This window comes from Bifidobacterium biavatii DSM 23969 (genome assembly GCF_000741165.1).
GTDB classification, from domain to species: Bacteria; Actinomycetota; Actinomycetes; order Actinomycetales; family Bifidobacteriaceae; genus Bifidobacterium; species Bifidobacterium biavatii.
In genome coordinates, this window is sequence record NZ_JGYN01000025.1 from 12,926 (window position 1) to 36,847 (window position 23,922).

Genomic DNA, 23,922 nt, shown 5'->3' on the forward strand with positions numbered 1-23,922 from the left:
CAAACCGGCCCAATCATACCGGCATGCTTCGACGGACGCCGTCGGTCGTACGATCGTCCGCCGCTCGTCAACCGGCCGTCAGTCGGTCGCCGTCAACCGTCAGTCGGTCGTCAATGCAGACATCACCGCGTCGGCCGCGGCCCGCCGCGTTGGCTCCCCCGCTCCGCCGGCGGCCGTGCGACGCACGAGACGGTCGAGGTCTTCGCCGGCGAGCCCGTCCGTGGGCTGTTCGTCCGACACGTACCGGTAGACGGCGGCCGGCCGCTGCCGTCCTTCGCGGATCTTCTCTCCCGTTTCGACGATGCTGCCACTGGCGAGCATCTTGCGCCGGAAGTTCGCCAGGTCGACGCTGTCGCCGGTGATCGCTTCGGTCAGCCCATGCAGCTGGCGCAGCGTGAATTCGGGCCCGACGAGACGGGCGACGAGTTCGGGATAGGCGATGCGCTCGCGCAGCTGCCGCAGCGCGTGATCGATGATCTGCCGATGATCGAACGCGAGTTCCGGCAGCGCGTTTTCCGGGAACCAGCGCACGTTGTCCGCTTCGGCGAAGTCGCGCGTTTCGGCCTGTCCGACGAGCGCCCAGTAGACGATCGACACCATGGGCAGTCCGCCGCGCGACCGGTCGGGGTCGCCGAACGTGTGCAGCTGCTCGAGATATTTCGGATGCAGGCTGGTGGTCGATTCGAGCGCGAGATACGCGGATTGCTCGAGCGACCGGTCGGCGCGCAGATCGCCGCCGGGCAGCGCCCAACGGCCTTGGAACGGCTGGCGCACGCGTCTGACGAGCGGCAGCCACAGTCGGCCGCGCTCGGTCTCGTCCGAGGCCGGTCCGAGCGCGAGGATCACGACGGAGACGCCGACCTGCGGGGGCTGCATTCTGCGTTCGCTGACGTTGCAGTATCCCATGTGCCGCACTCCCTGCTCTTGCCCGGCTCGCCGCCGGAACGTTTTTCCGAGTCCGGTCGTCGACCATATATCAGCCCAACATTGTAATGGTAACGATGACTATAAGTCAGTTCGGCCGCCGGACGGTCACCGTCCCGCGGCCGCCGCGTCCGCGACCGCGTCGGCGGCGGGCAGGAACGGCGCGAGTTCGGGCAGCTGGGCGAGGCTGTCCAATCCCATTTTGTCGAGGAACAGTTCGGTGGTGACGAGCCGCGCGGCGCGCGATTCGGGGTCCGCGCCGTCCTCGTGCACGAGTCCGCGCACGGTGAGCGAGCGGATCACGCCGTCCGAGTTTACGCCGCGGATCGCCGCGACCTGCGCGCGCGTGACCGGCTGCTGGTAGGCGATAATCGCGAGCGCCTCCATCGCGGCCTGCGACAGTCGCGCGGTCTGGCCGTCGGTCACGAACGCGGCGACGACCGGCTCGAACTCGGCGCGGCTTGCGTACTGCCATCCGCGTGCGGTGCGGCGCAGCTCGAATCCGCGCTGTTCGGCGTCGTAGTCGGCGCGCATCAGCTCGAGCGTTTCGCCGATCACGGCCGCGCTGCGTCCGAGCACGCGTGCCAGATCGGCTTCCTGCTGCGGTTCGTCCGCGGCCATGAGCACCGCTTCGAGACAGGCGCGCAGACCGCCCTCGTAGTCGTCCGCGCGTCGCGCCGGCGCGGTGTCCGCCGTTGACGCGCCCGTTGCCGTGCCGGTTGGTTCCGTTGCCGTCATGCAAAGTCCTTTTCGCTGATATTCGTCATCGTGTCGTCATGATCGTCGCCGTCACCCGAGTCGGCAACATCATGCGCCCAGCGCAAATGCAGCGGCTCGTATGGCCCGTCCTGCCGGAATTGGACGACGCCCTGCTTGAAGAAGGCAAGCACGGCGAGAAATCGCGCGACGACCTGCGCCTGCGAGGCCGCGTCTTCGGCGAGTTCGTCGAAAGTGAGCGATTCGCCCTCCCCCAGCGCGCGCAATCGGTCGCGCACCAGCGCCGCCTGTTCCTTCAAATCGGCGGGAGGCACGTGCAGCTGGTGCGTGGCCACTTCCTCCGGAGGTCGGTTGGCGATGGCCCGCGCCGCGAGCCGGGCGAGGTCGAGCGGTGTCGCGGTGAGCGCGAGCTCGGGCAGGATGGACGCCACGGCCGGGTCGATCGCCGCCGGATGCGGGTATCGGCCGGCGTTGGCGCCGAATCGTGTGCGGAAGTCGGCGGCGGCCTGTTTGAACGCGCGGTATTGCAGCAGGCGCGCGAACAGCAGGTCACGTTCGCGCAGCGCCTCCATGCTCGCCTCGTCGCGCGGCCCCTCGTCGGTGCCGGGCAGCAGCGCGGCGCTTTTCGCTTCGACGAGGATCGACGCGACGTCGACGAATCCGCTCGCCTCGTCCATGTTGCGCGCGAAGTCCATGCCGCGCACGTAGGCGAGGAATTCCTCGGTGATCGCCGACAGCGACACTTCGGTCAGGTCGAGCCGGCGGTTGGCGATCATGCCGAGCATCGCGTCGAACGGGCCGGAGTAGACGTCGAGGTTCACGCGGAAGCCGCGCTCGGCCTGTACGGTCGGAGCCGCCGCAGCGGCCTCGTCAAGCGCGGTTTCGTCAAGTATGGTTTCGATCTCGGTCGTTGCCACGATTGCCGCGTTCAGGCGATCACCCCGCGGGCGACGAGTTCGCGGGCCACTTCGCGGTATTCCTTGCTGGTCTTGTGGCCGGGCGCGAAGATGGTGATCGGCGCGGCGGCGACCGTGGAGTCGGGCAGTTTGATGGACCGGGAGATGACCGTGTGGAACACCTTGTCCTGGAACGCCTCGTAGATGCGCTGGAGCACCTCCTCGCAGTGCAGCGTCTTCATGTACATGGTCACGAGCACGCCGTACACCTGCAGGCCGGGGTTGATGCGCGACTGCACCTTTTCGATGGACTGCATGAGCAGGGCGACGCCGCGCAGCGCGAAGAATTCCGCGGCCACGGGGATGATCACGCCGTCGGCCGCGGTGAGCGCGTTGACGGTGAGCAGGCCGAGGGACGGCTGACAGTCGACGATGATCACGTCGTACTCGTCCTTGATTGGGCGCAGCACGCTGGCGAGGATCTGCTCGCGGCCGACTTCGGTGACGAGCTGCACTTCGGCCGCGGACAGGTCGATGTTGGCCGGGATGATGTCGAGGTTCTCGAATTCGGTGTGCTGGATGACCTCGTGCACGTCCATGCGCGGGTTGAACAGCGCCGTGTAGATCGTGTTGTCGACGAGGTTCGCGTTGATGCCGAGGCCGACGCTGGCCGCGCCCTGCGGGTCGAAGTCGACGATGAGCACGCGGCGGCCGTACTGGCTGAGCGCGCCGGCGATGTTGATGGAACTGGTGGTTTTGCCGACGCCGCCCTTCTGGTTGCACATGGCGATTACCCGCGCGGGACCGTGCTGTTGCAGCGGTTCGGGTGCGGGGAAGGTCTCGTATTCACGTCCAAGCAGATCGGTAGGCATACTAGTTACCTTATCATCTCCGTCATCGTGGGAACCCCGTCGCGCCGAGCGTTCGCCCCGTGGGGACCGAACGCGGCGTTGCCGGCGTGTTCCGCTGAAAAATCCATGATTATTATGGTCGCACGTTTGTACGAATCGGCCGTGGGCGCATCTTCCGCGTGTCACGCGCGTCATCGTGCCCGCGGATGGGCGGTGAGGTAGGTTTCGATCAGGTTTTCCGGGCTGACGTGCGTGTAGATCTGCGTGGTGGTCACGGAGGCGTGGCCGAGCAGTTCCTGCACGGTGCGCACGTCGGCGCCGCCCTGGATGAGATGCGTGGCGAATGAGTGGCGCAGGGTGTGCGGATGGAGCGGCTTGTCGATGTGCGCGCGTTCGCCGGCGAGCCGGACGATCTCCCATACGGATTGCCGTGACAGCCGCTTGCCACGCTTGTTGAGAAAGATCGCGCGACGTTCCGGCTTGGTTTTCGCTGCGGATTCGAGCGCAGGCCGGCCTGCGGCGATGTAGCGGTGCAGCGCTTCGCATGCGTAGGTGCCGAGCGGCACGAGCCGCTGCTTCGATCCCTTGCCGGTCAGACGTGCGACGTGCTCGTCAAGGTCGATGTCGGCGAGGTCCGCGCCCACGGCTTCGGAGACGCGCGAGCCGGTGGCGTACATGAATTCGAGGAGCGCCTTGTCGCGCAGCAGCACCGCGTCTTCGGCCGAAACGACCGACGCACCGCGTTCTCCCATCACGGCGGGCTTCACGGCGGGCTGCGGCACCGCGTCCAACAGGCGCGCGACCTCGTCCACGGTGAGCACGTCGGGCAGCGTGCCGGCTCCCTTGGGCGGCTTGACGGCGGCGGACACGTCGTCGGCCACGACGTGCTCGGCCAATGCGAACCGGTGGAACATGTGCACGCTGGCGAGCCGGCGGGCCTTGCTGCGTGCGCTGTCGCCGGCGGCGTCGAGATGGGCTACGTAGTCCTCCACGTCACGCCGGCTGATGTGGGCCGGATCATCGATGCCGCGCTCCCCCAGCCACGCGAAGTACTTGCCAAGATCGGACTCATAGGCCGCGACCGTCGCCGCCGACAATCCCCGTTCCACCGCGATGTGCGCGATGAACCGTTCGCGCAGCCGCGCCAGCGCCGATGCGTTGTCCAACTCCCCCATCATCCCCCATTCCTATGCGATCGCCCGTCGTGTGGGCGAAAACAGAAAACCCCGCACGATGGCGGGGTTTTCACGATCATTGACGGCCGGCGCTCACGCCAAGCCGATCAACGCATTGAGCGAAGCTCACCGGTCAGACTCAGGCCTCGACCGGAGCGTTCACGTCCTCCGGCAGCGCGGCCTTGGCGGCCTCGACGATGGCCTTGAAGGACTCCGGATCGGAAACAGCGATCTCGGCGAGAGCGCGGCGATCCAGCTCGATGCCGGCGAGACGCAGGCCCTGGATGAAGCGGTTGTAGGTGATACCCTCGGCGCGGACGGCGGCGTTGATGCGCTGGATCCACAGCTTGCGGAAGTCGCCCTTGCGAGCCTTGCGGTCGCGGAAGTTGTAGGTAAAGGAGTGAAGCAGCTGCTCCTTGGCCTTGCGGTAGAGACGGGAGCGCTGGCCGCGGTAGCCGGAAGCCCTCTCGAGAACGACGCGACGCTTCTTGTGGGCGTTCACTGCGCGCTTGACACGTGCCATATTCTATTCCTCAGCTTTCTAATGACGTTTTGTTTCGAATCGGCTCGGCGTCAGAGGCCCAGCAGCTTCTTCATGACCTTGGTCTGGCCGTTGGCGAGCACGGCGTCGGCCTTGAGCGCACGGCGCTTGCGGGCGGACTTGTGCTCCAGGTTGTGGCGCATGGCGCTGCCGGCCTGCATCAGCTTGCCCTTGCCGGTGACGCGGACGCGCTTGGACGCGGCGGAATTGGTTTTCATCTTCGGCATTGCTGCCCTCCTTGTTGGTTACTTCGTTTCGGAAGTCTGGTTGTCTTCGGCACCGGACACCGATGCCTGCGCCTCGGCTGCGGCCGCTGCCGTCGCCTCCTGCTTGGCTGCCAGACGTGCCGCCTGACGTGCCTGGCGCTCGGCGCGCGACTGGTCGCCGCGACGACGCTGTTCGGACTGGGTGTGCACCTTCTTGCCCTTGGGCGCAAGCGTCATGATGATGTTGCGTCCCTCCTGCTTGGGGGCGGACTCGATGGTGCCGTACTCCTGCACCTCGTCGGCCAGTCGCTGCAGCAGCTCTACGCCGCCGATCGGGCGGGACTGCTCGCGGCCGCGCAGCATGATCGTGACCTTGACCTTGTCTCCGCCGCTCAGGAAGCGGGTGACGTGGCCCTTCTTGACCTGGAAGTCGTGCTCGTCGATCTTCAGGCGGAAGCGGATTTCCTTGATCTCCGCGGTGCTCTGATTGCGGCGGGCCTCACGAGCCTTGATCTTCTCGTTGTACTTGAACTTGCCGTAATCGATGAGCTTGGCGACCGGAGGCTTCGCGTTGGGCGCCACCTCGACGAGATCGAGGTTCGCTTCCTTGGCCAGGTTCAGTGCGACGGAAGTCGCGATGACTCCCACCTGCTCGCCGTTCGGGCCGATCAGACGCACCTGGGAGACGCGAATCTCGTCGTTAATGCGTGGTTCGTCGCTGATGATGACTCCAATCCTCATGTTCTCCGAAGCGGACCCACTGTCACCTTTCGCGGCATTCGAATTCGTGGCACAGCATCGTCAACACCTTTGCAGGCATCGATCATCATTCGCACAATTATCGTGTGCTCGGCGCAGCGATCATGCGCGCCCAATCACGGCCATTCTCGCCGTCATCGCTAGGCTGTTGCCTTGAACCCGAGGCCATGAAAGGCTTCCAGGTGGGGTTGCCCCGCTTTCTTGATTTCTCAAGCCTTGTAGATAGTACCACATCGCCGCCACCGGCGTGTCGCACCGCCGACGACGGCGTCGTCGTGACGTACGAACGCACGCCCCGCCGTCACTGCACGGCCTTGAGCAGTCCGGTGATCCCCTCCCGCTTCAGCAGTTCGCGGTACGGGCCGGCCTGTTCGGCGATGATGTTGTCGATCGCGCGCATGCCGAGCACTTCGACGGGCGCCTTGTCGTCGGTCAGGATCGTCGCATCCGTCTTGTCGCGCGGATCGTCGACCGTCTCCATGCGTCCGGCCACGTCGTGCATCGTCGCGGCGAGCTCGTGGCTGTGCGTGCGGTCGTACGCGCGCGTTTCCAGCGTTCCGGGATCGGACAGCGTTTCCACGTCCTCGCCCTGCTTCATCGCCGTGGTCGCGCCGCCGATGCCCATCGTCTTGGCGAACAGCTCGCGGTTCGTGGTGCCGGGCACGTCGGCCGTGCGCACGTTGGCGGAGCCGAACACGGTCGAGATCGTGTCGGTGAGCGCCTCGTTGATCGAGCCGCGCCCGTCGGAGATCATGTTCATGTTGACGACCATCACGCCGCCCGGATTGAGGTGCCGCTTCACCATGGAGAAGAATTCGGTGGAGCTCATCTGGAACGGGATGGTGATGTCCTGGTACGCGTCGACCATGATCACGTCGTACGTGTCGCGGCTGGCGGCGAGCCATGCGCGCCCGTCGTACGTCGACACGTCGATGTCGGAGGGCTCGTCGAAGTACTCCCCGGCCAGCCGCGTGATCTTGCCGTCGATTTCCACGCCGGTGATCGCCATGTCGGGATAGTACTGGCGCAGCTGCCGCGCGTACGTGCCGGTGCCCATGCCGAGGATGAGCGCGGAGCCGGCGTCGTCGGCGAGCGTGGGGGCGGCGAGCGCGGTGTCGTAGTACATGCCGGTCAGGCCAGGCTGCTTCATGGTGACGGACTGCACGCCGAAGAGCACGTTGGTGGACAGGATCGTCCGGTCGGCGAGGTTCTTGACCTGCAGGTAGTTGTAGATCGACTCACCCTCGTAGGCGACGACCGACTGGTTTTCCCAGAACGCGAAGCCGCTCATCGGCGAGAACACGCCAGACAGGATGAAGATCGCGGCCGCGACCGCGCACGCGACGCGGCGGATGCGCGCGGCGAGGAAGTAGACGATCGGCAGACACAGCAGCAGCCCGGAGAAGATGAGGAAGGTGACGAACGTGCCGACGGCGGGGATCGTCACGAACGTGGGCAGGAATGTGCCAAGGATGGAGCCTACCGTGTTGCATGCGGACAGGCGGCCGACGACGGACGCGTTGTCTTCGAGCGAGTCGGTGGCGAACTTGTTGAGGCCGGGCGTGACGGTGCCGAGCAGGAACAGCGGCGGCACGAAGATGATCATGCAGCTGACGAACGCGGCAACGACGAGGAAGTTCGTGGAGACGGTGACGATGAGCAGTCCGGAGATCGCGATGATGAGATACTTGCCGACGAGCGGGATGAGCGCGATCCATACGGCGGCGACAAGAATGCGGAAGTACAGTTTGTCGGGGTTGGGGTCGCGGTCGGCCCAGCGTCCACCGAACACGGCGCCGAGCGCGAGCGCGATCATGATGGTGCCGATGATGATGGTCCATACGATCTGCGAGCTGGAGAAGTAGGGCGCGAGCAGTCGGGACGCGCCGAGCTCTGCAGCCATGACGGCCATGCCGGAGAAGAATTCGGTGACGTACAGGAAGATCTTCGACTTGAGGATCGGCCGTTCCGTCTTCGCATCCGCCTTTGCCATGTCGTCTCCCGTTCTCTCGCGTCTTCGGTACTTCTCGCGAGACTACACCACCGTGCGTTTCGGCGCACTGCATTCGCAAGCCCGGAGCGTGGCGTACAGTGAGGCGCATGAGCGAACAGACTTGCGTGATTTTCGCGGCGGGCGAATACTACAGCGATCCGATCGACGTGCCGGACGGCGCGTTCGTGATCGCGGCGGACGGCGGGTTGGACCATACGCGCGCATTGGGCGTGCGCGCGGACGTGGTGATCGGCGATTTCGATTCATTGCACGGCGCGCGTCCGGCCGATACGGATCATACGATCGCGCTGCCGAGCGAGAAGGACGATCCGGATCTGCTGAGCGCGCTCAAGGTCGGCTGGTCGCGCGGCTGCCGCACGTTCCACATATACGGTGCGCTGGGCGGGCGCATCGACCACACGATTTCAGCGATCCAGCTCACGGCGCTGCTCGCGCGGCACGGCGGCATCGGCTTTCTGCACGGCGACGGCACGATCGTCACAGCGATCCGCGACGGCGCGCTCGCGTTCGCGGCGCATGAGGCGACGCCCGGCCGCATGGTGTCGGTGTTCTCGCATTCGGACGTATCGCGCGGCGTGAACGAGCCGGGACTCAAGTACGAGCTGGTCGACGGGACGCTGACGAGCGACGTGGTGCAGGGCGTCAGCAACGAGTTCCGCTCCGGCGTCGCGTCGGAGATCAACGTGCACGACGGCACGCTGATCGTCACGTTCCCGGCCGAGTCGCCGACGCCGCGCGTGACGCGATACCGCGAATTCGGAGGCGATCTGGGCGCGCTCGACACGCACGTCTCCCCCATTCTCGTGAAGTAGGCACGTGAAGTAGGCGCATCCCGCGCGACGGACGCGTCCAAGCGGCCGTCAAGCGGCATCCACATCCTGCGCAAGTCTTATGTGAGCGTTCACGGAAAGTTTGCCCGATACGCGAAAACACGCCCGCATATCGTTGCGAAAGGTACAGGCGACGCATTAGAGTGGGACATGTTGGTAAACAATGGCCCCAGCGTGCCTAGGCATGTGCCGGGTCACCCTACAAGGGAGAATTACATGACAGTTAAGATTGGTATCAACGGTTTCGGTCGTATCGGTCGTCTTGCCTTCCGCCGCATCTTTGACCTGCAGCAGAAGGGCGGCGAGGCCGCCGACATCGAAGTCACCGCCATCAACGATCTGACTTCCCCGTCCGCTCTCGCCTACCTGCTGAAGTACGACTCCACTCACGGCACCTTCAAGCACGCCGACGGCACCCCGGTCGACGTCAAGGCCACCGACTCCGCCATCGTGGTTGATGGCAAGGAGTACCCGGTGTACGCCGAGCCGGATGCGAACAACATCCCGTGGGTCAAGAATGACGGCGTCGAGTTCGTCCTCGAGTGCACCGGCTTCTACACCTCCGCTGAGAAGTCCCAGGCCCACCTGAACGCCGGTGCCAAGAAGGTCCTCATCTCCGCTCCGGCCAAGGACGCCACCACCCCGACCGTCGTGTTCGGCGTGAACCACGAGATCCTGAAGCCGACCGACAACATCGTGTCCGCCGGCTCCTGCACCACCAACTCCATGGCCGCCATGGTCAAGCTGCTCAACGACAAGTGGGGCATCAAGGTCGGCTTCATGACCACCGTGCACGCCTTCACCGGCACCCAGATGATCCTCGACGGCCCGCGTGGCAAGAAGTCCGGCCGCGACCTGCGCGCCGCCACGATCAACACCATCCCGCACTCCACCGGTGCCGCCAAGGCCATCGGCAAGGTCGTGCCGGAGGTCAACGGCAAGCTGCAGGGCCACGCCCAGCGCGTTCAGGTCCCGGACGGCTCCATCACCGAGCTGACCACCGTGCTTGAGAAGGAAACCACCGTCGACGAGATCAACGCCGCGTTCAAGGCCGCCTTCTCCGACACCCCGTACTACGGCTACAACGAGGATGGCATCGTCTCTGGCGACATCATCGGCGACACCCACGGCGGCGTCTTCGATCCGACCCAGACCGATGTCAACACCGTTGACGGCGTGACCATGGCTCGTACTGTCGCCTTCTACGACAACGAGTACGGCTTCACCTCCAACATGGTCCGCACCCTCGAGTACTTCGCCGAGATCTCCGAGTGAACCACCGCGGCTAGGCCGCTAGGTTCCTAAGGACCATATGAAATGGCCCCTCCAGCAATGGAGGGGCCATTTTGTTGTTGCGTGTCTGTTCTCATGGCTCATGGCACGGCAGGCAGCCGTCAACGGCGGGTGGATTCGCGTTCGAGGAGGCGGAAACCGGCGGTCTGGCGGCGGGGTTCGCCGTCGTAGGTACCTTCGATGCGCGAGACGAGCATATTGACAGCCTTGCGCGCGAGATCGGCCATGTCGACTTCAACGGTGCTGATGCTCGGCACAGTCCACCGGCCCACGGAAATGCCGTCGAAGCCGATGACGAGCGCATCGTCGGGCACGTGCACGCCGCGGTCGGCGAATCCGCGGATCAGGCCCAGCGCAATCGAGTCGGTCGCGCATACCACGCCGTCGAACGAGATGCCGGAATCGACGATGTGATGCGCGGCGTCAAGTCCGGGATCGGTCCACCAGCCGGCGGGAATCAGGCGCGCATCGTCGCATGGCAGTCCGGCGTCCAGCAGCGTCTGCCGGAACGCGTGCGTGCGGGCCGGGCCGGTGTCGCGTGAGCCTTCCGCATAACTATCGAGCTCGGCCCGTCCTCCGCCGACGAATAGCAGATTGCGGCATCCGCGTTCGATCATGTGCCGGGTCGCGGCCGTGACGCCTTCCTCGTTCGGCGTCATCACCGTATCAAGCACGGGCTTGGCGTGTGCTTCGTCGAGCAACACGACGGGTCGGTTCACGCTCAGCCGCTTGATCTCCTGCGCGGGCAGTCCGGACGGGTTGAGGATCACGCCGTCACAGTACTGGTTGGAGATGGAGCTGACGGCGGCGCTCACGTTGTCCGTATCCATGCCGGTTTTCAATACAACGGCCTGATAGCCGGCTTCGCGGATCACGTCGGACGCCACGTCGGACAGACGCGAGTAGAAGTACGGCACGTCGAGCTCATGCACGACGATGTCGATCACGTTGGTGCGGCCGCGGCGCAGGGACCGAGCGGACGGATTGGCGACGTAGCCGAGCTTCTGCGCGGCGGCCACGACCTTGTCCATGGTGTGCTTGGAGACATGTTCTCCGCCGCGCAATGCGTAGGACACGGTCGCCGGAGAGACTCCGGCTTCTTTTGCGACATCCTTGAACGTGACCATGAGTACCGCCTTTGTGTGATCGGGGCTTGCTTTCGGCAAACAATCCCCTATTGTAAGGGCCTTCCGACCTGTGACGGCACAGCTCCGGAATCGCCGTGAACGAGAAAGGAACGGAATCGTCCACGGCATTCCGGCAGGTGCACCTCCCGGGTCGGAAGGCCGAGTCTGTTTGCGTTCGTTATAGTCCGGATTACCGGTTGAGAGGGTGACCGATAAACCGGACCACGTCGTCAGTTCTGCTTGGCGTACGTGTCGACCCACTTCTGGTAGATCTTGACAACATCGTCGATCTGCAGCGTCTTCAGATTCTTCTGGAACTCATTCCACGAAGCGTCGTCGAGACCTCCCTGCGAGATCCACTTGGCGATGACCGGCATGGCGTACGAGAACAGCGGCGTGTTGATGTTGGAGATGGTGGTCTGATCGTCGGAGCTCGGGGTGACCCACTGCGGGATGGTATCGCCCTCGCCGATGTTCTTCTGGTCGGGGGCATACACCTCGGCGGCCTTGATCGCACGTTCGCTGGAGGCCATGCCCGGGCCGCCAACGGTGAAGTCGGGACGCATCCATGCCAGGGTGCGATCGGCCAGACCATAGGTGACGGACGTGTCGGCGAAGGTTTTCTCCGGAACGGAGTACTTGTTCTCCCCTTCCTTGGTGACGTAGGTGCCCATGTCGCCGTAGTAGCCTTCGATGGTCAGATCCGGGTCAAGCATGGCGTTGATGATCTTGAACGCGGCGTCCTTGTTCTTGGCGTTGGCCGACACGGCGGCGCCGTTGTACACGTCGGCGACCGGCGCCTCCCACGTGACATCGGAATCCGGCGTGGAGGCGCTTTCCTTGGGCACGCGCATGGTGATGTACTGGTCGATGTTCTTGCCGAAGTCGGACACCTCCCAACCGAAGGAGACACCGACGCGGGCAGTGTCGCCGCCAACTTCGCCGCTCCACGTGGAATCGTCCTTGGTCATGGCGTTCTGCGGGACCAGTCCCTGCTCGACGAGCGAGTGGTAATACTCGATGACGCGACGGAAGTTGTCGGTCTGCATGAAGTTGCCGACCTTGCCGTCCTTGGAGTACAGGCCCTGCGTGCCGGTGCTGAAGAACTGAGTGGTGATGCCGGTGGAGTTGAGCAACAGGAAGCTGTCGTACCAGCCAAAACCGGTGGTGCCGAGCGCGTGCGGGCTGAACGGAATCTCGTCGGCTTCGCCGTTGCCGTTCGGATCCTGCGTCTTGAACGCCTTGAGCACGGCGGTCAGTTCGTCCCAGGTGCGGGGTACTTCAAGGCCGAGCTTGTCGAGCCATGTCTTGTTGATGCGCATGAACTGGCCTCCGGCAAGGGCGGCCGGAGAATTGCCCGCATTGGAGGGGATCTGCCAGATATGGCCATTGAGATCAGTGGCGAAGCGACGCGATGCTTCGGATTCCTTGAAGTATTCCTGAACATTGGGCATCTTGTCGAGATCATCCGACAGATCTTCGAACAGCGGGTACTTCGCCAGATCCTGGTTGCTGTAGCCCCAGATGGTCAGGTCCGCGACCTCGCTGGCCGCAAGGGACGCCGTCTTCTGCTGACTCCACGCGTTTTCGGATGCCTCGCGCCATTGGATTGTGCAATCGCAGGCTTTCTCGAGGTCCTTGGCATACTTCATTTTGCTGATCGCGATCATGGGCGATCGCTTGATGATCTGCACGGTGACGATCGGCTTGCCGTTGGCGTCGGTCTTGCTGTCCTCGCCGCAGGCCGCGAGCCCGGTCAGGCAGGCGGCCGCGCTGATGGCCGCGATGGTTTTCTTCGCCGTCGAATATGACTTCCTCATCATGTGTCCTTTGTTCGTCGTTCGGTGTCGCGCCGGTTCCGTCGTCGGGCCGGCTCGGCGTGTTGTGAATTTTGCATCGCGTTTCATATCGATATAAAATTCATATCGATATCATAAATCGATGGTCGGCGAAACGCAAATCGTGACACGAGTCAACCACCGGCCAAGCAAAGGAGACAGCATCATGGCACAGCGCAATGCGGCGCCCGAACCCAACAGCCAAGCCGCAACCGGGCGCACCCCGATCACCGTCGACGTGCGCGACACGCCGGTCAAAAACCAGGGCGACCTGTTCGGCGTGTTCTTCGAGGATCTCAATCACGCGGCCGACGGCGGCCTGTACGGGGAGCTCGTGCGCAACCGTTCGTTCGAATTCGACCCGATCGACAACGCCTCCTATACGGCGCTCACCGCATGGCGCAAAATCCAGCGTGGCGACGCGATCGTCGGCCTGCACGTCGACGACGCGCATCCGCTCAACGAACGCAACCGACACTACGCGCGACTTAACGTCATCCGCTGCGGCGACGGCGCCGGTATCTCCAACCTCGGCTACGGCGACGGCATCCCCGTGCGCGACGGCGAGGAATACCGCTTCTCCTGCCAGGTGCGACTCGATGGCACCCCCGCGCATGACAGCAGGCACGGCGCCGACCCGATTTCGATCATCGTCTGGCTGGAGAACGCGGACGGCACGGAAACATACGGCGAAACTGTGCTGCCGATCCCGACCGAAGCGCACGACTCGTGGACACAGGTCGAAGGCACCGTCACCGCGTTCATCAGCGGGCGAGACGGCAGCCGCGACGGCGTCGGCATGCAGAACGACGGCGACCGGCAGCGGGCAAAGGCCGACGCCAACGACCGCGTCGACCCGGCCGGCCGGCTCACGCTGATGTTCGACGCGCCGTGCCATGTCTCGCTCGACATGGTCTCCCTGTTCCCTGCACGCACGTTCAGGAACCGCCCGAACGGCATGCGCCGCGACGTCGCGCAGCTCATCGCCGACATGAAACCGAAGTTCATGCGCTTCCCCGGCGGGTGCGTCATGCACATCGGCTCGCTGGACGCGGACGACCGCGACAGCATCTACCGCTGGAAGAACACGGTCGGACCGGTCGAACAGCGCCCGACCCGGCGCAACAGCTGGAACTACAACAGCACGTTCGGGCTCGGCTACTTCGAGTTCTTCCAGTTCTGCGAGGACATCGGTGCAGAGCCCCTGCCGGTGATCGCCGGCGGATGGGATCCGCACAATCTTGAAGCCACGCCGATCGAGGACATGCAGGAGTGGGTCGACGAGGCGCTCGACCTGATCGAATTCGCCAACGGACCCGTCGATTCCCGCTGGGGCTCCGTGCGCGCACAGATGGGCCATCCCGGCAGCTTCCATCTGAAATATCTCGGCATCGGCAACGAGGAGACGGGCGGCGAATTCTACGAGCGTTATAGCATCATGGCCAAGGCCGTGCGCGAACGGTATCCCGACATCCGGCTCATCGGCTCCGCCGGCCCCTCGATCGGCGGACAGCAGGAGGCCAAGCTGTGGGAGGACGCGGCGAAAACCGGCACCGCGTTCATGGACGAGCACTACTATCACGCGCCCGAATGGTTCATTGCGAACGTCGACCGCTACGCCTCCTACCGTGCGGACGAGGGCTGGCCGCGCGCGTTCCTTGGCGAATACGCGTCGTGCGGCAAGGCGTGGCGCAACGCGCTCGCGGAGGCGGCGTTCCTGACCGGCGTGGAGAAGGCGCCCGGCATCGGGCTCGCCTGCTATGCGCCAATGCTGTGCAACGTCGCCTACCGCAACTGGGATCCGGACATGATCTACTTCGACGGCACGCGCGCGTTCGGCACGCCGAGCTACTGGGTGCAGCGCATGTTCATGACCGGCCAAGGCACGCAGCTGCTCGCCGCCAGCGACGACATGCCGAAGCCCGCGACCGAACCGGAGCCGCTGTCATTGGCTGGACTGCTGCGCATGACCACGACGCACGCGCGAGTCGACGTCGCCGGATTCACGGTGCGCGACGCGAACGGCGACGTGCTGCTGCGCGACGACGATTTCACGATAGACGCCGACCATGCGATGCGCGACTGCGGCAGCGTGCCCGCCGACTCGTACACGGTCGAGTTCACGTTCACGCGCCACAACGGCGAGCTGCGCGACGAGCTGAACGGCAAGTACGGGTTCGGGCTCGATTTCGCCATGCACGACGACAAGAACCTGCTGCGGTTCTACATCAACGGATGGCAGCGGCTGTGCGGGCTGCACGGCATCACCAACGGCGGCCTGTGCACGACGAACTCGCACGTCGTCACCGAGCGGGGCATCGCCTACCGCTGCCGACTGTCCGTCGACGGCGCGCGCGTGCGCGGCTGGATCGACGACACGCAGATCTTCGACCGCACGTTCAAGCGCCCCGACCCGCGTCCGCTCTACTATTCGGCCGTGCGCGACGAGACGACCGGCGAGACGATCGTCAAGCTCGTCAACGTGACCGACGCGTCGCAGCCGGTGGCTGTCCGTTTCCCGCACGCCGATGACACGGCCGCGGACGGCGATTCCCCGGCGGACGGTCATCGTTGCGCCGGCGCACGGCAGGCCGTGGTCGAGTCGATCGCCGACGTGCCGCTCGACGCCGAAAACGACTTCGACGCGCCGGAACGGGTGCGCCCACACACCCGTCTCGTCGGTATCGACGCGGACGGCACGGTGTCGCTGACCGTCGGCCCCCATTCCTTCCACATGCTGCGCGTCCGCTGACCGGCGAGCTTGGGTTGAGGGCCGCATCGAACCGTATTGACGATGCGTTTGCGGCCCTCAGCCCGCGCAAGCCGGGACGGCGTCGTATGATGGGGCGACATGGGCAAGAAATCGAAGAACGAGAAAGGCAAGGGCTCGACTCCGGCGACCGTGCAGCTGGAGAAGGCGGGCGTGCCGTTCGAGACGTACGAGTACGAGCATTCCAACGACCACATGGACGACGGGTACGGCGTGGAGGCGGCCACGAAGCTCGGGTTCGACGAGCATCAGGTGTTCAAGACGCTTATGGCCGACACGGGTTCCGAACGCGTGGTGGGCGTGGTGCCGGTCAGCGGGCACATGGATCTGAAGTCTTTGGCCGCGGCGGTGGGCGCCAAGAAGGCGGCCATGGCCGACCCGAAGGTCGCCATGCGCGAATCTGGGTATGTGGTCGGCGGCATTTCGCCGCTCGGCCAGAAAGTGCACCACAAGACCGTGCTCGACGAGAGCGCGCTGCAGTACGACCGGATTCTGCTGTCGGGCGGCAAGCGCGGCTTTTCGATCGGCATCGCGCCCGAGGACCTGCTCAAGGTGCTCGACGCGGTCGCCGCGCCCATCGGCACGTGGTGAAGCGTGCCCTGCGGCCGGCATCGCGCAACGGTCATGCCGCGATGCCGGCCGCAGATGATGCGTTTACCCGAACGGCTTCCATACCGGATCGTCGGGGAAGCCGAGATTGATGCTGTTGGCGATCAGGCAGGAACGAACCTGCATATCCTTGAAGTTCACCACAGCCGACCCGCCTGTGTCGATGCTGTCCTTATCCGATTCGAATTGCGCGACCGTATAGTTCGCAGGGGCCAGATCGTTCCGCTTCAGGCAATCCACTGCGCCCTCGCTGCTGTTGCTCGACAATGACGGATTGCCGAACTGCAGACGATATACGGAGTCCACGTTTATCAGATAGGCACTGTTGCAGTCGCTAAGATCCTTGAACAACTTGTCGCCCTGCTCCTTCGTTCCGCCACTGATATCCAGACTCGCATGGTAGTACAAGCCGTTGGGATATCGGACGACGCCGGGTTCCGAATAGCCGCGATCGACCATGCACTGCCTGAAATCGGACCACGCCTGCTCATAGTCCGAGGCCGTCACCTCGCCGCCGTTCTCCTTCGCCCGTTCTAGCATGGCCCGCTGCGAATCCGACATCGAGGCCGACTTCAGCAACGTTTCGATGTAATCGCTCATCGAAGACGCCAAATGGGTTCCCTGAGCCGAATTCTGATCGCGGGATGCGGACTCATCCGACGACGTATCGCCATTGTCATTCGTGCCATGCTCGCACGAGGCGCAGCATGCGACTAGGCACCCTACCAACAGACATGATGCAAACCGCTTCGTCCTATTCATCAGTACTCCCCGAAAATGCGACTTTTCACCTTCTGTTCACCCCCTCTGGCCGACGCCGTCGAATAGCCGTCGCACGGCGTCAGCCGAAGGCGCCGTTTATCCGAACGGTTTCCACGCCTTGGTGTTGTCGTTGACGGTGATGCCGTTGGCGGCCAAGCATGATGCGACGGACGGATTGCTCACATCCAGTTCGGAATCATCGTTATGACCCATCCCCCGACTGAATGCGTCCTGCAATTGTTCGGCCGTGTAGGAGGCGCCGATAAGCTGCTCGCGACGCAGACAATCCACGGCCGCCTGATAGGAGTTCTGTTCCAGCGACGGGTTGCCCACTTGGAGCTTATATGCGGCGTTGACGGCATTGAGATACGTGAATGAGCAGTGGCTGTTGTCCTCGGACAGCTTGTCGATCTGCTCTTGGCTCATGCCTTCGACGTTCGTCACCGGTTTGACGTAAATGCCGTTGGAATACTGTATGACCGTCGGAGTGGCATATCCCAGCTGTACCATGCACTGCTTGAAATTGGACCACGCCGTTTCGTAGTCACCGGAAGACAATGTTCCTCCATTGGCCTTGGCTCGTTCCAGCATGTCCTTCTGCGACTCGTCCATCGGGATATCCGCAGGCTGGGTCTCGATCAGCACGTCAATGTAGTCGCTCAGCGACGATGCCAGCTTCTCCCCCTGCAACTCCGTCGTGGACGAATCACTCCGCGAAGAATCATGCGAGGAATCGCGTTCCGCCGCAGGGCCGGCGCATCCGAAAAGCAGCAGGACCGCGCTCATCATCACTGCCACGCCGATGCCACGAATCCGTCTCATATCATTCCTTCCGACGTATTCTCCGCTCCTGAAAACAGTCGAAACCGTCTTCTTTCTTCTTCACGGCGTCTACCGGACGAGCGCGCCCTCTCGTTGATGAGATCCTTTGCAGCGTTGCTGGGATTCTATCCGGTTAGAGATGAGTATGACATATACTGCGGCAAAGGAATACCGCCCGCATACGCATGTTGCGTACATGGGACAAGTCGCCTGCTCGTTCGCCCAACACGCTGTATTACAAGGTTTTCAGTGATGTGCAAGGCAATGGGATGGGGATATACTGGGGAATGTTCCCCGTTTCGTCAGGAGGTGCCCCATGAGGTTTGCAGCCGCACTGCTAACGTTACTATTTTCGTGTTCCGGAGTCCCGTCTGCTCCGACCGGTGCCGTCTTGTCGGCCGCGACGGTTGCCGAGCATGCCTCCATGACCTTCTTCGTGTGCCCGCCTCCCCTGAAATGGCTGTGCGGACGTTGACCGACATGACATCCCCCTCGATCGGCACTCAGAATGCCGCTCCGTATCTCGTCGGCATCGTCGACAACGATTCGATGGCCTTGCGGGCACTGACCTCATTGGTGGAATCGCTGCCCTCATGCGATGTGGCGTGGGCCGTCAGCTCCGGCACGCAGGCACTGCAGCACTGCCGCCGCAGCGAGGAAAGTCCCGATCTGCTGCTCGCCGACATGTCTCTGGAAGGCATGCAGGGGCCTTCCCTGTGCGAAAGGCTTCGCCTACACAACGGCGTCACCGCATTACTGGGCGTCACCAGTTTCTCGCTCGTCCAATACCGCAGTCCGCTGATAGCCGCGGGCGCACAGGGGCTTGTGTCCAAAACCGACGAGCCGGGCATGATCGACGCCATTCGCATGCTGTTGGCGGGAAATGCCATGCCGGGGTTCGAAACCGCTCCGATGGCTCATCTGAGATTGAACGCGAATCCGCCGAATCACACGCTCACTGGTCGCGAGGAGGAAATCCTCCGTATCTGCGCCGACGAGGGATTGAGCGACGTCGAAATCGCGGAACGACTGAATCTGTCCCCGGCAACCGTTCGCAAACACCTGCAGCACGTGCTGCAGAAAACCGGAAGCCGCACCACGCGCCAGGCCATAGCCGAATGGTGGCGACGCCATGCGTGACGGGATCATGCGCATGCTGCGCCGCATGCCTGCCCGGACATGGCCGTCGATACTGCTGGCGGCCGTCACCGTCTGGTGGCTGCTGTTCGAACGGGTATCCGGCGTCCAAATCGCCGCCTCATGTGTGCAGGCCGCATTGCTGCTCGCCTCCATCCGCTTTCCCGTCGGTGCGCTCGTCCTGTTTCTGCTGGTCGACGCGGTGCTGACGCCGCTGGGCGTCGTCACGTTCGCGCTGCCGGGCGCACTGTACTCGATCGGCATGATCGCCTATTGCACCAGCGACATCGTCGCCGTGGCGATCATTATCGCCATGAGCATGCAACAAACGGCGCAAACCGCGTTCCTCTACGATTCGGCCAGCGGTCTCGACTGGCGGAACTATCCCACGTTCATCGCCATGTACGCACTGTCGGCCATGTTCGGCGTCGTTTTGCGCCGCAACAAACAGTACTATGCCATGCTGCGGCGCAACGAGCGCATACAGGCGCGCATCGACGCGATGGACCGCAACCTGTACACGGCGATGCAGATACACGACGCGGTCACCGGCGACCTGTCATCCATCGTGCAGATGTCACGACGTGCGCAACGTCACGCCACCGACGATGCGGAAGCGGAATGGCATACCGTGGAACAGCTCGCGCTGAAAGCGTTGTCCAGCGTGCATCAGGTCATCGAACGCCTCGAAACCGGCGGAGAGGCGCCGTCGGAACCCGCCAATGTGAAGGAGGCGATCGCGCGCATACAGGAGGAAACCGACCGGTGCGAAGCATTGCTTGCCAAGCAGGGATTCGTCGGACACGCCACGCTGCAGCAGATCGGTTATCCGACCGACGTGCCGGCGGCCTCGATTGACGTCATCATCATGCTGCTGCGTGAACTGAGCGCCAACATCATCCGGCACGCCGCGCCCGGCAGCCGATACCAGATCTCCGTACTGGTCAACGTGTCCGGGTGCGACGTCTCCTCCGTCAACCCGGCAACCCGGCCGGACGAGGAGGCGGAGTTCCCGGGCGGGCACGGTCTGGCCCAACAGCGCGCCGCCGTGGAGCGTGCCGGCGGATACATGAGCGCGATCGTGGACAACGGCGAATGGCTCTTCCACGCGCACGTTCCACTGCCACGGATATGAACGTGCCACGCAAGAGGGGCGATTTGCGCCCGGCATATTCGGACGCCGCCCTGCCGCATTCGGACGCGTGAAGCACGGAACCGGCCGGCTACGGCCAGAACCGAGAGGACACCTGAGAGTACCTCGCATACTCAACATGAGTACACAAAGATTTCCCCCTTGTCGCGGTTTGTGTCATGCTTGTTCGTAATCGGACGGGATCTGAGAGCGATGACGCGAAGATCTCGTCAACGAGAGGGCGCGCTCGTCCGGTAGACGCCGTGAAGAAGAAAGAAGACGGTTTCGACTGTTTTCAGGAGCGGAGAATACGTCGGAAGGAACGATATGAGACGGATTCGTGGCATCGGCGTGGCGGTGATGATGAGCGCGGTCCTGCTGCTTTCCGGATGCGCCGGCCCTGCGGCGGAACGCGATTCCTCGCATGATTCATCACAGAGTGATTCGTCCGAGACGAAACCGCAGGGGGAGAAACTGGCTTCGTCACTGTCGGAATACATTGACGAAGCCATTGGCAATGAGCCGGAAGGCTACCCGATGGACAAATCGCAAATCGCAATGCTGGAACGAGCTCAGGCCGATGGCGGCAAGGTTTCCGCAACGGATTATGAAACGGCGTGGACCAACTATCGTCAGTGCATGGTTGCGAAAGGATATGCGGATCCTGCGCTGCTTAAGTACTCCAACGGCGTATACGAAAAGCCCGTCACAGACGCTTCCGGTTTGTCTCGGTCTCAGATCGACAAGCTGACCGCTGATGACAGATACTGCGAATGGTCGTATGTTCACACGATCGATGATGTTTATCGTCTGCAGGTCGGTAATGCCGAGCTGATATGGGATCCTTACGAAGCTGCGGTGGATTGCCTGCGTCGGAACAATCTCGTCCCTCAAAGTTATACGGATGATTCGTTACGGGAAGATCATCAGCTCAGACTCGAAGGAAAAGAGACATCCGTCGACTTTGCCGATCCGTCGATTTCTTCTTGCATCGCAGCCAACGGCCTGACCATAGGAAACCCCGACACGGCATGGAAGCCGCTCGGATAAGCCGCGTGCGCGCTATTGCGCACGCGAAGGCTGCCGGCTGCGAAGCTCAGCCGGCAGCACGAAGTGCATGTTTTCCTTGATGGTTTCGACTGCGGTGACGTCGGTGAATCCGCGGTCGCGCAGCGCGTCGATCACGCCGGAAACGAGTTCGTCGGGTACGGACGCGCCGGACGAGACGCCCACGGCTTCGACGCCGTCGAACCATGCCGGGTCCATTTCGCTCGCGTCGTCGACGCGGTGCGCGGTGCCGCGCGTGCCGAGCGCGTCCTGTGCGACTTCCATCAATCGCACGGAATTCGACGAGTTCGCGGATCCGACGATCACCACGCAGTCGGACTGTTCGGCGACGAGCTTGACCGCGGTCTGCCGGTTCGACGTCGCGTAGCAGATGTCGGAGCTGGGCGGTTCCTTGATCCACGGAAAGCGCGCTTTGAGCGCGGCGATCGTGCCGGCGGTCTCGTCGATGCTCAGCGTGGTCTGGCTCAGCAGCACGAGCTTGGTGTCCGGCGTGAAGTCGAGCGAGTCCACGTCGCCGGCGTGTTCGATCAGGTGCACGTGTTCGGGGCTCTCCCCCACCACGCCGACGGCCTCGTCGTGGCCTTTGTGACCGATGTAGACGATCTCATAGCCTTCCTTCACGAAGCGCAGCACTTCGCGGTGCACCTTGCTCACCAGCGGGCAGGTGGCGTCCACGACGTGCATGCCGCGTGCGGCCGCCTCGGCCTTGACGGCGGGCGACACGCCGTGCGCGGAGAACACGATCGGAATGCCCGCGGCGGCGGCCTCGTCGGGGATTTCAGCGAGTTCCTGCACGAACACGGCGCCCTGCGCGGCCAAGTCCTCGACGACATGCTTGTTGTGCACGATCTGGCGGCGCACGTACACGGGCGGCAGGCCGTCCTCGCGCGGCGCGCTTGCCGCCTTGAGGATCGTCTGCACGGTGAGGATCGCCCGGTCCACGCCGGCGCAGAAGCCGCGCGGGTCAGCCAATACGATTCGTTTCGCCATCACATCCGCCTTTCGTCGCCGTTTTCCGTCCATACCTTACCCGTTCCCCGTCGAAAACGTTCGCTGCCGGGCGACGAACCGCAATTTTCTCCATTTATTCCGCACGACATACGGATGCTTGCCGCCACGAGCGCGGTACACTGTGTTGTTAGCGGTAACATCCGTTGCCGAACAACCGAAATACCACGTAATTCACTATGGAGTGATGCAACATGACGAAGAACTTCCCGCCGCGCACCGGCCAGCAGTACTCGATCCACTACGGCGACTGGGCCGCGGTGATCACCGAACTCGGCGCGACGATGCGCAAGGTCACCTACCAGGGCAAGAACGTGATCGTGCCGCTCGGCCCGGACGATCCGATCACCTGCTGCCACGGCCAGCTGCTCATCCCGTTCCCGAACCGCATCAAGGGCGGCGAATACACGTTCGAAGGCAAGACGTACACGCTGCCGATCGACGAGCACGACCGCAACACCGCCATCCACGGCTACGGCTACCGCTCCTACTGGAAGCTCGAGGAGCTCACCGAAACGTCCGTCACCCAGTCGTGGCGCGTGCCGAACATGCTCGGCTACCCGTTCGACCTGATCGTCACCGCCAAGCACGAGCTGGACGCCGACGGCCTGCACATCACCGTGAGCGCCTACAACAACGGCGACGCGAACGCCCCGTGGGCCCTCGCGATCCACCCGTGGCTCGACAACGGCTTCAACGGCTACGGCGACGAGATCGACGGCCACAACGCGCAGTGCCGCCTGACCGTTCCGGCCGACACGCACGTGACCGTGGACGAGAACCTCATCCCGACCGGCACCGAGCCGGTGAACGGCACCAAGTACGATCTGCGCGAGCATCCGCTGCTGACCGGCCAGCCGTTCGACGACGCGTGGACCGACGTGCACCACGACGCCGACGGCACCGTGACCGCCACGTTCACCCGCCCGGACGGCCTCGAGATCAAGGTCGGCGGCGATGAGACGATCACCTCGTTCCAGGTGTGCACCGGCACCGGCTTCCCGGCGTACATGCACCCGGCCGGCACCGCGGTCGAACCGCAGACCGCGTACGCGAACGCGTTCAACACCGGCAACGAGCTGATCGTGATCAAGCCGGGCGAGACGAGCACCACCAAACTGTTCATCAAGGCCGCGCTCAAGTAGCCGACCTCAAGTGGCCTGCAGGCGACCGGACGGCAACGTCCGGGTTGCGAACGTCGCGCGGGTGTGCGATAATCCCGTAGGCTTAATCAATCGTCAGCAAAGGAGTCCATCATGGGTATGCGCGGACGCAAGCGCAAGGATCGCCGCAAGAAGGCCGCCAACCACGGCAAGCGCCCGAACGCCTGATCCAAGCCTGGTTCAGGCTGCGTGAACAACGCCAGAAAAGCCCCCGCGGGAATGAACCTCGCGGGGGCTTTTCGCATGTTCGCATACGCCATTATCCAGACGCGCGCCCGAC

General features: G+C 63.7%; 23 protein-coding genes. 9 read left to right on the forward strand and 14 right to left on the reverse strand.

The window, feature by feature from the left end; all coding sequences use genetic code 11:
• Nucleotides 1-99 precede the first annotated feature (99 nt).
• The 9 genes from BBIA_RS08945 to BBIA_RS08985 form a co-directional block, all read right to left on the reverse strand.
• Nucleotides 100-906 (reverse strand): NUDIX hydrolase, encoded by an 807-nt coding sequence (locus BBIA_RS08945; RefSeq protein WP_081892204.1) that lies wholly within the window; start codon nucleotides 904-906, stop codon nucleotides 100-102.
• A gap of 126 nt (nucleotides 907-1,032) precedes the next feature.
• Nucleotides 1,033-1,662 (reverse strand): SMC-Scp complex subunit ScpB, encoded by a 630-nt coding sequence (scpB, locus tag BBIA_RS08950; protein WP_081892206.1) that lies wholly within the window; start codon nucleotides 1,660-1,662, stop codon nucleotides 1,033-1,035.
• Nucleotides 1,659-2,426 carry a segregation and condensation protein A gene (locus BBIA_RS08955; protein WP_081892215.1) on the reverse strand — a complete coding sequence of 256 codons (768 nt, stop codon included), beginning with the start codon at nucleotides 2,424-2,426 and terminating at the stop codon, nucleotides 1,659-1,661. The genes scpB and BBIA_RS08955 overlap by 4 nt, the downstream gene beginning before the upstream one ends.
• Nucleotides 2,427-2,569: 143 nt before the next feature.
• Nucleotides 2,570-3,409: a ParA family protein gene (locus BBIA_RS08960; protein ID WP_033494844.1), complete on the reverse strand. Its 840-nt coding sequence runs from the start codon at nucleotides 3,407-3,409 to the stop codon at nucleotides 2,570-2,572.
• Between the two features lie 170 nt (nucleotides 3,410-3,579).
• Nucleotides 3,580-4,563, reverse strand: a complete 984-nt coding sequence (xerD, locus tag BBIA_RS08965) for a site-specific tyrosine recombinase XerD (RefSeq protein ID WP_033494927.1) — start codon at nucleotides 4,561-4,563, stop codon at nucleotides 3,580-3,582.
• 139 nt (nucleotides 4,564-4,702) lie between these two features.
• Entirely contained in the window at nucleotides 4,703-5,086 is a 384-nt protein-coding gene (gene rplT / locus BBIA_RS08970) for a 50S ribosomal protein L20 (protein ID WP_033494845.1), read from the reverse strand.
• A 50-nt stretch (nucleotides 5,087-5,136) separates the two neighbouring features.
• Nucleotides 5,137-5,331, reverse strand: a complete 195-nt coding sequence (gene rpmI / locus BBIA_RS08975; protein WP_033494847.1) for a 50S ribosomal protein L35 — start codon at nucleotides 5,329-5,331, stop codon at nucleotides 5,137-5,139.
• 18 nt (nucleotides 5,332-5,349) lie between these two features.
• Entirely contained in the window at nucleotides 5,350-6,051 is a 702-nt protein-coding gene (gene infC / locus BBIA_RS08980; protein WP_033494849.1) for a translation initiation factor IF-3, read from the reverse strand.
• A 319-nt stretch (nucleotides 6,052-6,370) separates the two neighbouring features.
• Nucleotides 6,371-8,062, reverse strand: a complete 1,692-nt coding sequence (locus tag BBIA_RS08985) for a spermidine synthase (protein ID WP_033494851.1) — start codon at nucleotides 8,060-8,062, stop codon at nucleotides 6,371-6,373.
• 107 nt (nucleotides 8,063-8,169) lie between these two features.
• Here BBIA_RS08985 and BBIA_RS08990 point away from each other — a divergent pair, with 107 nt between their 5' ends.
• Both BBIA_RS08990 and gap read left to right on the forward strand, forming a co-directional pair.
• Complete coding sequence (locus BBIA_RS08990; RefSeq protein WP_033494854.1) at nucleotides 8,170-8,895, forward strand: thiamine diphosphokinase; 726 nt, start codon at nucleotides 8,170-8,172, stop codon at nucleotides 8,893-8,895.
• Nucleotides 8,896-9,129: 234 nt separating this feature from the next.
• On the forward strand, nucleotides 9,130-10,188 hold the full coding sequence (gene gap, locus BBIA_RS08995; RefSeq protein ID WP_033494856.1) for a type I glyceraldehyde-3-phosphate dehydrogenase: 1,059 nt from the start codon (nucleotides 9,130-9,132) through the stop codon (nucleotides 10,186-10,188).
• A 119-nt stretch (nucleotides 10,189-10,307) separates the two neighbouring features.
• Here gap and BBIA_RS09000 read toward each other — a convergent pair whose 3' ends face one another.
• A complete protein-coding gene (locus BBIA_RS09000; RefSeq protein ID WP_033494858.1) occupies nucleotides 10,308-11,333 on the reverse strand; it encodes a LacI family DNA-binding transcriptional regulator in 1,026 nt (341 codons plus the stop codon).
• 230 nt (nucleotides 11,334-11,563) lie between these two features.
• Complete coding sequence (locus tag BBIA_RS09005; RefSeq protein ID WP_236023559.1) at nucleotides 11,564-13,156, reverse strand: extracellular solute-binding protein; 1,593 nt, start codon at nucleotides 13,154-13,156, stop codon at nucleotides 11,564-11,566.
• A 181-nt stretch (nucleotides 13,157-13,337) separates the two neighbouring features.
• Between BBIA_RS09005 and BBIA_RS09010 the strand changes: the two genes are divergently transcribed.
• Together BBIA_RS09010 and ybaK are read left to right on the forward strand one after the other, a co-directional pair.
• Nucleotides 13,338-15,923: an alpha-L-arabinofuranosidase C-terminal domain-containing protein gene (locus BBIA_RS09010; RefSeq protein ID WP_051923936.1), complete on the forward strand. Its 2,586-nt coding sequence runs from the start codon at nucleotides 13,338-13,340 to the stop codon at nucleotides 15,921-15,923.
• A 99-nt stretch (nucleotides 15,924-16,022) separates the two neighbouring features.
• The gene (gene ybaK, locus BBIA_RS09015) at nucleotides 16,023-16,532 is read left to right on the forward strand and encodes a Cys-tRNA(Pro) deacylase (RefSeq protein WP_033494861.1); all 510 of its coding nucleotides are present in this window, start codon (nucleotides 16,023-16,025) and stop codon (nucleotides 16,530-16,532) included.
• A 63-nt stretch (nucleotides 16,533-16,595) separates the two neighbouring features.
• Here ybaK and BBIA_RS09020 read toward each other — a convergent pair whose 3' ends face one another.
• Together BBIA_RS09020 and BBIA_RS09025 are read right to left on the reverse strand one after the other, a co-directional pair.
• On the reverse strand, nucleotides 16,596-17,150 hold the full coding sequence (locus BBIA_RS09020; RefSeq protein ID WP_033494863.1) for a hypothetical protein: 555 nt from the start codon (nucleotides 17,148-17,150) through the stop codon (nucleotides 16,596-16,598).
• Nucleotides 17,151-17,408: 258 nt separating this feature from the next.
• A complete protein-coding gene (locus BBIA_RS09025; RefSeq protein ID WP_033494865.1) occupies nucleotides 17,409-18,134 on the reverse strand; it encodes a hypothetical protein in 726 nt (241 codons plus the stop codon).
• A gap of 252 nt (nucleotides 18,135-18,386) precedes the next feature.
• On the opposite strand from BBIA_RS09025, the gene BBIA_RS13880 reads away from it, so the two are divergent.
• From BBIA_RS13880 to BBIA_RS13435, 3 genes are all read left to right on the forward strand, one after another.
• A complete protein-coding gene (locus BBIA_RS13880; protein ID WP_160268257.1) occupies nucleotides 18,387-19,274 on the forward strand; it encodes a response regulator transcription factor in 888 nt (295 codons plus the stop codon).
• Nucleotides 19,267-20,406 (forward strand): sensor histidine kinase, encoded by a 1,140-nt coding sequence (locus BBIA_RS09035; RefSeq protein ID WP_033494868.1) that lies wholly within the window; start codon nucleotides 19,267-19,269, stop codon nucleotides 20,404-20,406. The genes BBIA_RS13880 and BBIA_RS09035 overlap by 8 nt, the downstream gene beginning before the upstream one ends.
• Before the next feature lie 324 nt (nucleotides 20,407-20,730).
• Entirely contained in the window at nucleotides 20,731-21,453 is a 723-nt protein-coding gene (locus BBIA_RS13435) for a hypothetical protein (protein ID WP_051923938.1), read from the forward strand.
• Nucleotides 21,454-21,465: 12 nt separating this feature from the next.
• Here the strand turns inward: BBIA_RS13435 and BBIA_RS09045 are convergent, their stop codons facing one another.
• On the reverse strand, nucleotides 21,466-22,494 hold the full coding sequence (locus BBIA_RS09045) for a 4-hydroxy-3-methylbut-2-enyl diphosphate reductase (RefSeq protein ID WP_274518582.1): 1,029 nt from the start codon (nucleotides 22,492-22,494) through the stop codon (nucleotides 21,466-21,468).
• A gap of 179 nt (nucleotides 22,495-22,673) precedes the next feature.
• Here BBIA_RS09045 and BBIA_RS09050 point away from each other — a divergent pair, with 179 nt between their 5' ends.
• Together BBIA_RS09050 and BBIA_RS15260 are read left to right on the forward strand one after the other, a co-directional pair.
• The gene (locus tag BBIA_RS09050; RefSeq protein WP_033494872.1) at nucleotides 22,674-23,624 is read left to right on the forward strand and encodes an aldose 1-epimerase family protein; all 951 of its coding nucleotides are present in this window, start codon (nucleotides 22,674-22,676) and stop codon (nucleotides 23,622-23,624) included.
• Nucleotides 23,625-23,735: 111 nt separating this feature from the next.
• Nucleotides 23,736-23,810, forward strand: a complete 75-nt coding sequence (locus BBIA_RS15260) for a 50S ribosomal protein bL37 (RefSeq protein ID WP_003817083.1) — start codon at nucleotides 23,736-23,738, stop codon at nucleotides 23,808-23,810.
• Nucleotides 23,811-23,922: the final 112 nt, after the last annotated feature.